This is a genomic window from Paenibacillus sp. JJ-223 (assembly GCF_927798175.1).
In the GTDB taxonomy this organism is placed as follows: domain Bacteria; phylum Bacillota; class Bacilli; order Paenibacillales; family Paenibacillaceae; genus Paenibacillus; species Paenibacillus hubeiensis.
The window spans coordinates 178,506-188,227 of record NZ_CAKMMP010000015.1 but is presented as its reverse complement, the minus strand read 5'-3'; the positions used below and the strand labels follow the sequence as shown (position 1 = coordinate 188,227).

9 protein-coding genes are annotated in these 9,722 nt (G+C 51.6%); 8 read left to right on the top strand and 1 reads right to left on the bottom strand.

Going from position 1 to position 9,722, the window contains the following annotated elements; genetic code table 11:
- Nucleotides 1–220 precede the first annotated feature (220 nt).
- The 5 genes from L6H98_RS24270 to L6H98_RS24250 all read left to right on the top strand — a co-directional run bounded on the left by L6H98_RS24270 (nucleotide 221) and on the right by L6H98_RS24250 (nucleotide 5,835).
- Complete coding sequence (locus L6H98_RS24270; RefSeq protein ID WP_236420256.1) at nucleotides 221–1,321, top strand: Gfo/Idh/MocA family oxidoreductase; 1,101 nt, start codon at nucleotides 221–223, stop codon at nucleotides 1,319–1,321.
- 11 nt (nucleotides 1,322–1,332) lie between these two features.
- Nucleotides 1,333–2,223, top strand: coding sequence for a sugar ABC transporter permease (locus L6H98_RS24265; protein WP_236420255.1), 891 nt, complete (start codon nucleotides 1,333–1,335; stop codon nucleotides 2,221–2,223).
- Between the two features lie 12 nt (nucleotides 2,224–2,235).
- The gene (locus tag L6H98_RS24260) at nucleotides 2,236–3,069 is read left to right on the top strand and encodes a carbohydrate ABC transporter permease (RefSeq protein ID WP_236420254.1); all 834 of its coding nucleotides are present in this window, start codon (nucleotides 2,236–2,238) and stop codon (nucleotides 3,067–3,069) included.
- Between the two features lie 68 nt (nucleotides 3,070–3,137).
- A complete protein-coding gene (locus L6H98_RS24255; RefSeq protein WP_236420253.1) occupies nucleotides 3,138–4,481 on the top strand; it encodes a sugar ABC transporter substrate-binding protein in 1,344 nt (447 codons plus the stop codon).
- Between the two features lie 307 nt (nucleotides 4,482–4,788).
- Entirely contained in the window at nucleotides 4,789–5,835 is a 1,047-nt protein-coding gene (locus L6H98_RS24250) for a LacI family DNA-binding transcriptional regulator (protein ID WP_236420252.1), read from the top strand.
- Between the two features lie 126 nt (nucleotides 5,836–5,961).
- Here the strand turns inward: L6H98_RS24250 and L6H98_RS24245 are convergent, their stop codons facing one another.
- Nucleotides 5,962–6,867 carry an AraC family transcriptional regulator gene (locus tag L6H98_RS24245; protein WP_236420251.1) on the bottom strand — a complete coding sequence of 302 codons (906 nt, stop codon included), beginning with the start codon at nucleotides 6,865–6,867 and terminating at the stop codon, nucleotides 5,962–5,964.
- A 183-nt stretch (nucleotides 6,868–7,050) separates the two neighbouring features.
- Between L6H98_RS24245 and L6H98_RS24240 the strand changes: the two genes are divergently transcribed.
- Genes L6H98_RS24240 through L6H98_RS24230 form a run of 3 tightly spaced genes read left to right on the top strand, consistent with a single transcriptional unit; the run spans nucleotide 7,051 to nucleotide 9,670 of the window.
- Nucleotides 7,051–7,698, top strand: coding sequence for a carbohydrate-binding family 9-like protein (locus L6H98_RS24240; RefSeq protein WP_236420250.1), 648 nt, complete (start codon nucleotides 7,051–7,053; stop codon nucleotides 7,696–7,698).
- Nucleotides 7,699–7,753: 55 nt separating this feature from the next.
- A complete protein-coding gene (locus L6H98_RS24235) occupies nucleotides 7,754–8,602 on the top strand; it encodes a sugar phosphate isomerase/epimerase family protein (protein ID WP_236420249.1) in 849 nt (282 codons plus the stop codon).
- Nucleotides 8,603–8,656: 54 nt separating this feature from the next.
- Nucleotides 8,657–9,670: a Gfo/Idh/MocA family oxidoreductase gene (locus L6H98_RS24230; RefSeq protein ID WP_236420248.1), complete on the top strand. Its 1,014-nt coding sequence runs from the start codon at nucleotides 8,657–8,659 to the stop codon at nucleotides 9,668–9,670.
- The last annotated feature ends 52 nt before the right edge of the window (nucleotides 9,671–9,722 follow it).

Below are 9,722 nucleotides of genomic sequence, written 5' to 3'. Positions count from 1 at the left end.
CGCTTAACACGCTATAAATAAACAAATATCTTCCTGTGTTATTGATAAAATGATTGAATTTTATTGCCGCAAAGATAATTTAAAATTTAGCCAAAAACGATTGACAATCATTCTGAACTATTTTACTATCGATACATATTCAATCCCTTGTTAGCTTTGTTGACATCGTTATCGCTTTAAGGCTTTTGCCGCAAATTTATGAGTAACGGAGAGTGTGAGCATGGATAAGATAAAAATGGGTTTTATCGGCGTCGGGGATATGGGGTCGCATCATTGCATCGGTTTTGATCGGCTTGAGGAGAGCGAAGTCCGTTATGTTTGCGACATGAACGAAGCGAATGTGGAGCGAACGCTGGCCGAGCTCAAACACAGCCGTCCGGTCGTGGTGAAGGATTATCGGGAATTGCTGCAAAAAGAAGATCTGGATGCCGTCGTCATCAGTGTTCCCAACTATTTGCACCGGGAAGTTGCAGTAGCTTTCCTGGAGGCAGGCAAGCATGTATTTCTGGAAAAGCCGGTAGCCCATACGATCGAGGATTGCGATGCCATCATTCAGGCTGCCGAGACGGCAGGGCGCACGCTGCAGATCGGGCTGGTGTACCGATATTCCAATCTGTACCGACGGATGGCGAGAGAACTGGAGAGCGGACGCCTTGGCGACGTTAAATTGATGTGGTGCAAGGAGTTTCGCGATCCTTTCCCGCCTGCGGACTGGTTCTACGACAAATCCAAATCCGGCGGTGCGATCGTCGAGAAGGACTGCCACCATTTCGATATTTTCAATTGGATGATCCAGGCGAAGCCGGTACGGGTTTTTGCCTCCGGGGGACAACACGTTATGAAGCAGGGGGAGCCTAACTTGATTCGGAATTCTTACAGCCACTACGAGCCCAAAGAGATTTCGGATACCTCGATCGTCGACCATGCCTTTATCACCATTGATTACGATAACGGCAGCAAGGCCAATCTGGGCCTGTGCATGTACTTGAAACCGCGAAATCTGATGGGTGAAGGACTTGAGATCGGCCTCATCGGAGAGAACGGCGGCCAGATGGTAGCCCGGAACGACAAAACGATTGATATCGTAGGAGGGCAGGACTGGACCAAAGACCATCTCGACATTGACGTGGCTTCCGATTCCATCATGGGCGGGCATACGGGAGGGCAGACCCAGCGCATAGATTTTTTGAAATGCGTACGGGAAGGAAAGCAGCCGTTTGCCAGTGCGCAGGTCGGACGCGACGCTCTGTTGATTGCCCTCGCGGCAGAGAAATCGATCACTGAAGAACGGTATGTATACTTAGAAGAAATTTCCGGCTGAGGGGTGTCATCATGAATGGACTGAGAAAATATGACACGCTGCTGTTTTTCCTTTTCATCCTGCCCTGGATCATTGGGTTCATCACCTTTTTCATGATTCCTTTCGGAACCTCGGTTTTTTACGCGTTTACGGACGCGAGGCTTCCCGGAGCCACCCAATACAATTTTGTCGGCTTTGACAATTTCATGCACATGATGGATGACCCCGTTTTTTTTAAAAGCTTGATGAACACCCTCTATTTCGTCGGATTCGGCGTTCCCATCGTGACGGCGGGCATGCTTGGCCTGGCGATGCTGCTCAATTTCAATGTCAGAGGCATCGCGCTGTTCCGCACCTTCTTTTATTTGCCCACTTTAGTTCCCATCGTAGCCACGGTCATCATCTGGCGGCTCGTATTCAATTCCGAATTCGGCATTCTGAACGGCGTGCTCGGGGCGCTTGGCATGGGCAAAGTGGATTGGATCGGCGGCGAACATACGATCAAGCCCGTCATCATCATGCTGCAGGTCTGGATCTCCGGCAGCGGCGTACTCATTTTCCTGGCGGCGCTGAAAAACGTGCCCAAACATTTGTATGAAGCTGCGGCCATAGACGGCGCCAGAGGCGTTCGGCGTTTTTTTCACATTACCTTGCCGATGATCAGCCCCTCCATCCTGTTTGTCATCATCATTCAGACGATGTACAACTTTCAGATGTTCACGGAAGCGCTGCTGCTTTCCAAGGGAGGACCGAACTACGCTGCTTATACGTTTGTTTACAATATCTACAAATCAGCCTTCACCGACCTGAAGTTCAGCATGGCGATGTCGCAGTCGATTTTCCTGTTCGCGCTGATCTCGCTGGCGACGCTGATCCTGATGAAAATTTCGAACCGCTTCGTCTACTACGAAGGAGAACGTTAGGAGGAGAGCAATATGAGCAGCCGCAAAATCGTGGCAAAAGCGTCCCAATATACATTGCTGATCGCAGCTTTAATGCTGTTTGCAGGACCATTGGTGTGGATGCTGTCGACCATGCTGAAAACCAAGGCTGAGACGTACAAGGTACCTCCTACGGTCTTGCCGGAGAAATTCAGTCTTGAAGCTTTTGAACGGTTGTTCGCCGTACAGCCGATGATGTGGCACTGGATACAAAATTCGTTGTTCATCTCGTTTTTCGTTGCGGCGGGAGCTGTGGTGTCCAGTTCTCTTGTCGCTTACGGATTCTCACGGTTTGCTACCAGATACCGGAATATTCTGTTTCCCATCGTGCTGGTCACGTTAATGATTCCCCCGTCCATCATGATGATCCCCTCATACGTCCTTTTTACCAAGCTGCATTGGATCGACACCTGGTTGCCGCTCATCGTTCCATCCTGGCTTGGCGGAGCCTATTACATTTTCCTGTTCCGGCAATTTTTCATGACCATTCCCCAAGAGCTGGACGAGGCGACTTATCTCGACGGCGGCAATCGCTGGACGGTATACGCCAGAGTGATCATGCCGCTATCCAAACCGATTATCATGACAACCATTATTTTTGCCTTCGTGAATTCCTGGCTCGATTTTCTGGGGCCGTTCCTTTATATCAAAAATGCGGAAATGTTCACGCTGAGCGTTGGACTGCAACTGCTGATCGGCCAGACCAGCCAAGATCTGCCCGCGCTTGCCGCGGGAGCATTCATCAGCATACTGCCGATTGGCCTGCTGTATCTGTTTGCGCAGCGTTATATCGTCGAGGGGGTGGTGCTGACGGGCACCAAGGGGTAAACGGGCTGTCGGCTTTCCGTTTTTTGCATCGCCATGACTTTTCGATTAGACGTAAAGGGGAGTTGTATATGAGAACAAAGGGCAAACGGCTGTTCAATGTGTGGGCACTTGTGCTGGCGGCGATGATGGTCATCAGTGGATGTGGAAGCGGGGGATCTTCCGAATCCGGGGGTTCTGCCGAAGGCGGCGGCACTCCGGGCGAACCTGTAACGATAACGTACTCCCAGTGGGGAACGGCAGAAGAGCTGCACCGGACGCAGGAACTTCTGGATCAATTCATGAAGGCGAGTCCGGATGTGAAGGTCAAGCTGGAGGGCAAGGATTGGGGCAGCTATTGGGATGGGTTGACGGCGAATGCAGCCGGGGGCACGCTCCCCGACGTGTTCAAAACCAGTTACGCCTACGTGGAGAAATACGCCGAGCTGGGCATTTTCAAAGAATTGGACACGCTGCTCGCCGAGAACGGGTTCGATCTGAACAATGTGGACAAAAGCCTGCTGGGGCTTCACCAATATCAGGGCAAACAAGTATCTTTGCCGATCGATGCCAATGTCATCGTATGGTATTACAACAAAGACATGTTTGAGGACCCTGCGACGAATCCTCAGCAAGCAGCGGTACCGTCACTTGAACCGACGTGGGATGAAATTGCTGATATAGCCACCCAAATGACGCTGGACAAAAACGGGAAAACTGCGGCCGAATCAGGGTTCGATGCCAACAACATTGTACAGTGGGGCATGTCCGTTTCGCCAGGGTCGACGATGGACTGGTTCCTGGAGCCTGAGCTGTGGTCCAACGGCGCGAAGCTGGTGAATGACGACGGTTCCCTTGCCCTGGATACACCGGAAGCGAAGGAAGTGCTGAATTATTTCATCGATCTGACCAAAAACAAAAAAATCAACACCACCCCTGCTCAGATTGAAGGGTTGGGAGGCCAGGTCAACCTGGCGATCACCACGGCAAAGGTGGCGATGAATCCGGGCGGAAGCTGGAACACCACCAACTATCAGGAGGCCGGAGTGAACTACGGCATTTCGTATTTGCCGAAATTCAAAACGAATCAGACCGTGGTTCAACCGGCAGGCATTGCGATCAGCGCGAACACCGCGCATGAAGAGGCCGCCTATAAATTGCTCGCATGGCTTGCCGGCCCGGACGGACAGACCGAACTGGCGAAGCAAGGATACTCCATTCCGGCGAATAAAGCGGCAGCGGATGCGTATATCGCCACCGTCGGAGAAGACAATAAGATATTCCTGGATGCACAGCAGTACGGCATCGTTTCGCCGTTCACCACGAAGAAAACCGATCTGGTATGGACATATGGCGAACAGTCGCTGAAGCTCCCCCTTGCAGGGGAAGGCGACTTGGATGCGGCGCTTCAGGATCTGGCGTCCAAGATGCAATAATCAGATCGTGATGAAACCATTCGTTCAGGAGTAAATATGGGATTGGATTCAAATGTATCGATGTAGGCAAAAATACTGGAATAAGCGGCAGTCCCGGGTCCGACCCGGGCTGCCGTCTTCATTTGCGAGAAACGGTTCCGTTGCTTGTGGGGACGCGAGCCATGGTGGCATGCATGACGTCACGTTGACTTCTTTCAAACTGAAATATAAGATTAAATTTGCCGCAAATTTGTGTTAAAATGGACAAAATTGCCCCAATCGAGTTGGGGCTTGAAATAGAATGACAGATGAAGGGTTGGGACTTCACATGGCTAGATTGAAGGATATTGCAGACCGGGTGGGCGTTTCGATCTCTACCGTTTCACGCGTGATGAAGAACGATGCGAACCGTTCCGTCAGTGATGAAACCCGTAAAAAAATATGGGATGCGGCAGAGGAACTCGGATACCGTTCGCAGCGACCTGCCAAGAAAAAAAAGCTGGAGCCCAAAACGGCGTATGCGATCGGTTGCGTGGTTGCGATGCCGCAAAATAAATATAACAGTCCGTATTTTTCGGTCATTATGGAAGGCATTGAGAAACAGCTGACAGATCTGGGCATGAGACTGGAGTTCGTGTACAGCATTGAGAAGGATGGAGATACGCTGCAAATGCAGGCTTTGGTCAAGGAGCATCGGATTGACGGCATGATCGTCGTAGAACGGATCGACCCTGAAGCCTACCGCTGGATCAAGGCTAATGTTCGTTCGGTGGTCGGAGTGGATATCACCGATCCGGATATTCCGGTCGTTGGTTACGATCGGGAAGCGGCGGCCAGGGAAGCCGTCAAACACCTGATCGACCAGGGACATCGGCAGATTGCGTATATCGGGGGAGCGGAGTACAAAAATGATTTTCGCGCGGAAAAACGTTTCCTTGGTTATCGGCGCGCCATGCAGGAAGCCGGTTTGACGATTGATGATGATTGGGTCATCGATGTGAAATGGGATGTATCGCTCAGTTACGAACTGACCAAAAAGGCGTTTGCCAACAATGCGGGCAAGCCAACCGCCATTTTTGCTGCCAGCGACATGATGGCTATTGCAGCCATGCGAGCGGCTACGGAACAGGGTCTCCGGATTCCGGATGACATTGCTTTTTTTGGCGTGGACAACATCGAAATCTCCGAATTCACCTCGCCTCCGTTGTCCACAATCCACGTACCCAAGCTGGAAATGGGCATGTTTGCCGTGAAACAGCTGCTCGACTATTTGGAGCATCAATACGAAGTAGCCGTGAAAATGATCATTCCGTATCGCTGCATATTTCGGCAGTCTTCGAACGGTAAACGCGATCATTCTTCTTCGACGATTTAGGCGGTGTGCGGGATACGCCAGCTTGGCATCGTTCATTGGTTTGAAACGCATTATCCAGAAACGAGCTTTTTGCCCGGGGGCAGGAAGCTCGTTTTTTCTTATGAGGCGCCTTAAGATCGGCCTCTTTTACAGCATTCTGGACAGCTTCCGGTATTCGCGGGGAGAGATGCCCTCGTGTTTGGTGAACAGGCGGCTGAAATAGTGAATGTCCGGATAGCCGCTTCGGGCGCCGACCATTTCGATGGAGTCGTCGGTTTCCCGCAGCAGCCTGCGCGCCTCGCGCAAACGGATGGACTGGATATATTCGTTTGGGGGAATCCCGGCCACTTGTCGGAACAATTTGGCCATATGATCCACGCTCAGGTTCAATTGTTTGGCCATGCCGGTATTGGTCCACTTTTCTCCGGGACTCGTCTCGATCTGTTTCATGATCTCCAACAGCTTGTCGTCATGAACGGATGCGTGGCGGGGCGCGCTAACCCAGGAAGAACGGAGCAATTGGGTCAACAATTGCAGCATCAATGCTTTGCATGCCAGCTCATAACCCGGGGGACGCATCGTGAATTCATGCACAAGTTGCTCCATAAGCTGTACTGCGTAAGGAGAGGGAGTATAAATGGGAGTCGAAGATAACGGTTTCATCCCTTCGGCGCAGGCTTCCGCCGCGAACTTGTGGGCCTGCACGTTCTCTTCGTTTACGACCATGTCGGCTTCGGTCTGGATGGTCGATTCATTGAAGAAATCAAAGTGAATGCCAATGAAGCGTGCCTCGGGGCTGGAGACGACTTCGTTCTGGTGGTGGATGCCTGAAGGCAAGACGATGAGTTGTCCCGCTGTCAGCGCATAACGTTGATCATACATATAGGTTGCTGCCTCGCCCTGGCTTACATACAGCAGCTCGAAATCGTACAGCCGCCGTTTCGCCAGCTTGCCCGGGGGCAGGCTCTGGAACTGGGCATAGTGGACGCTGGGAGACCACTCCCCGTAATTCGCGATGCGTTTCAGCGGATAACCATTTTGTTGGGGAGGCATGGAAGGTTCTCCTTTCAGGATAAATTGGTGATAAAAAAATAGGCTGGAATTCAAACGGAATCGTGCAAAAAATCTCTTGATTCCCTAAATAAAAAATGGTGCGGAACATCTATAATACAAGTATTATCACATGTTTGATGAAGAGAAACAATGTCACGGATTCATTTAAAAAGGGGATGAGGCATGGTGGGCTTCCCGGTAGTCGCATCCAGATCTGTCTATTGCTGCAGACGACTGGAGAACACCTTGTTCCAAAGCGGCCCTCCCGTTGTGAGGGACTGGGAACGGTGCGAACCGCTGGAACTGGTGGATACGGTGACTGGCAAGCCTGCGCGTCAGTCTACGGAAGTGCGCATGGGCTGGAGTCCCGAGTATTTGCATATCCGGTATGTGTGCGAGGATGATCATGTCGTTTCCGATTTCGCGGAACGTGATCAGCCGCTCTACGAGCAGGATGTGGTCGAACTGTTCATTGATGAACAGGGAGACGGCAAGCAATACATGGAACTGGAGGTCAGTCCGCGCAACGTTGTGTTTGATGCGTTCATTCGTCATGAAGGTGTGGCTTCAGGGATAAGAGCGGATATGAACTGGAGCATGGAGGGAATTCAGACGACGGTGGAGTCGGATGATCGCGGCAATTTGGTGTATTCGATCCATATTCCTGCCAGCAATTTCGAGTCACCTTTGATGGAAGGGACGTGTTGGAGAGTTAACATGTACCGCATTGACGAGGATATACGGGGAACGAGGGAGTATCAGGCCTGGCAGCCTACCGGCGCCGTTAATTTTCATTTGCCTGATCGATTCGGCTTTGTTCGATTCGTATGACGATCCAATCGTAAGGCCGCCGTTATTTGCATCAATTACAGGAGGGGATTGGGGTATGAAAAAAGGAATAAACATTTGGTCGTTTCCGGAAAATGCATCTATTGCGGATTGCATTCAGACGGCCAGCCGGGCAGGATTCGATGGAATTGAGCTTTCGCTGAATGGAGAAGGCGAGCTGAGCCTGTCCGCGTCGGATCGCGAAGTCCGGGATATTCAGGGACGACTGGAGGAAGCCGGACTAGAAATTGCCGGACTGGCCACGGGACTGTATTGGGATTATCCGATGACCAGCGCCCGGCCCGAAATTCGTGCGAAAGCGCTTGACGTATGCAAAAAACAGCTTGAGCTTGCCTCGGCTTTGGGCGTGGATACCATTCTCGTCATTCCCGGTGCCGTCGGCGTCGATTTTATTCCGGATAGCGAAGTGACCGATTACGAAGTTGCCTACGAACGGGCTCAGGAAGCGATAGCTCATTTGCTGCCTTATGCGGAGAGTGCCGGGGTGTCGATCGGCATCGAGAATGTATGGAACAAATTTCTGGTGTCACCGCTTGAGCTGAAGAGCTTCATCGATGGATTCGATTCCCCTTATGTCGGCTCCTATTTCGATGTGGGTAATGTGGTGCAGGGCGGATACCCGGAGCATTGGGTTCGCATTTTGGGTCACCGGATCAAAAAGGTGCATTTCAAGGATTACCGCCGTCAGGCAGGGGGATTGCACGGCTTTGTGGATCTTCTGGCGGGTGACGTGAATTATCCGGCGGTGATGGAAGCGTTGCGCGCGATCGGTTACGATAACTACGTGACTGCGGAGATGATTCCGGCGTATACGCATCATTCCAATCATATTGTATTTAACACATCCCAAGCGATGGATGCCATTCTGGGCCGCTCTCAGATATAAATACGGGTAACTACGTGTTATCGAACTTACATTTTCGATCGGGAGGCAGAATTTATGTTGAAAGTGGGATTGGTCGGTTTTGGTTTTATGGGACGGATGCATTTCGACAATTATGTACGCCTGGCTTCGGAAGGGGAGCCGGTGGAGTTGGTCGCCATCTGCGACTTGAGAATCGAGGAACTGAAAAGCGGAAAAGCATCCGGTAACATGGCCACGGAGCAGGAAGTATACGACCTGTCAGCTTATCGCCTGTATGATGACATTGCGGCCATGCTGGAGCAGGAGGAACTGGATATCGTTGATTTGACGCTGCCAACACCCTTGCATGCTGAGATTGCGCGTTCAATTCTGAACAAAGGCATTCATGTGCTCTGCGAGAAACCGGTGGCGCGCCATTCGGCAGATGGCTGGAACATGGCGGAGACGGCCCGGAAGACGGGGCGAACGTTGATGATCGGGCAATGCCTGCGTTTTTGGCCGGCATATGCTTACCTGAAATCTGTGGTTGAAGACGGCCGTTATGGCGCGGTAACCGGAGGTTATTTTTTCAGAGGTTCAGGTGCGCCGCAGGACTGGTTTTTGGATGGGGAAAAAAGCGGCGGCTGCATTCTGGATATGCACATTCATGACACGGATATCGTGCACTGGCTGTTCGGCAAGCCGGATCGGGTATCCACGCTGGCCCGGAACGTCATTCCGGGAAGCGGTTACGATGCCGTCTCCACGCATTATGCATACTCGGACGGCAAAGTCCTCAATGCTCAGGCGGACTGGACGTTGGGAGGCGATTACGGTTTCTCGATGACATATCGCGTGAATTTTGAACAAGGCAATCTGGTATTCGAGAACGGCGAGCTAAAGGTCAACCCGAATAACGCACCAGGGTTCATTCCCGAGCTTTCACCAGAATCGGGGTATTACCATCAGCTCCAGTATTTTATCCGTTCCGTGGCGGAAGGCACATCTGTTGCAACATGTACACCGGAGAGCGCCGTCGGTTCGCTCGAAATCGTCGAAGCGGAGATACGTTCAGCCGATGAAAGGGGAGCGTGGATCAAGGTAGGTTAAGGTAGGTTAGCTTCCTGTACATCTGCGTTTAAAGGAAAAATAAAGAGCAGAG

What these genes read in the sequence shown, in the direction of transcription:
- L6H98_RS24270 (WP_236420256.1), top strand. Translation starts at nt 221, where the DNA reads ATGGATAAGATAAAAATGGGTTTTATCGGCGTCGGGGATATGGGGTCG.
- L6H98_RS24265 (WP_236420255.1), top strand. Translation starts at nt 1,333, where the DNA reads ATGAATGGACTGAGAAAATATGACACGCTGCTGTTTTTCCTTTTCATC.
- L6H98_RS24260 (WP_236420254.1), top strand. Translation starts at nt 2,236, where the DNA reads ATGAGCAGCCGCAAAATCGTGGCAAAAGCGTCCCAATATACATTGCTG.
- L6H98_RS24255 (WP_236420253.1), top strand. Translation starts at nt 3,138, where the DNA reads ATGAGAACAAAGGGCAAACGGCTGTTCAATGTGTGGGCACTTGTGCTG.
- L6H98_RS24250 (WP_236420252.1), top strand. Translation starts at nt 4,789, where the DNA reads ATGGCTAGATTGAAGGATATTGCAGACCGGGTGGGCGTTTCGATCTCT.
- L6H98_RS24245 (WP_236420251.1), bottom strand. Translation starts at nt 6,867, where the DNA reads ATGCCTCCCCAACAAAATGGTTATCCGCTGAAACGCATCGCGAATTAC.
- L6H98_RS24240 (WP_236420250.1), top strand. Translation starts at nt 7,051, where the DNA reads ATGGTGGGCTTCCCGGTAGTCGCATCCAGATCTGTCTATTGCTGCAGA.
- L6H98_RS24235 (WP_236420249.1), top strand. Translation starts at nt 7,754, where the DNA reads ATGAAAAAAGGAATAAACATTTGGTCGTTTCCGGAAAATGCATCTATT.
- L6H98_RS24230 (WP_236420248.1), top strand. Translation starts at nt 8,657, where the DNA reads ATGTTGAAAGTGGGATTGGTCGGTTTTGGTTTTATGGGACGGATGCAT.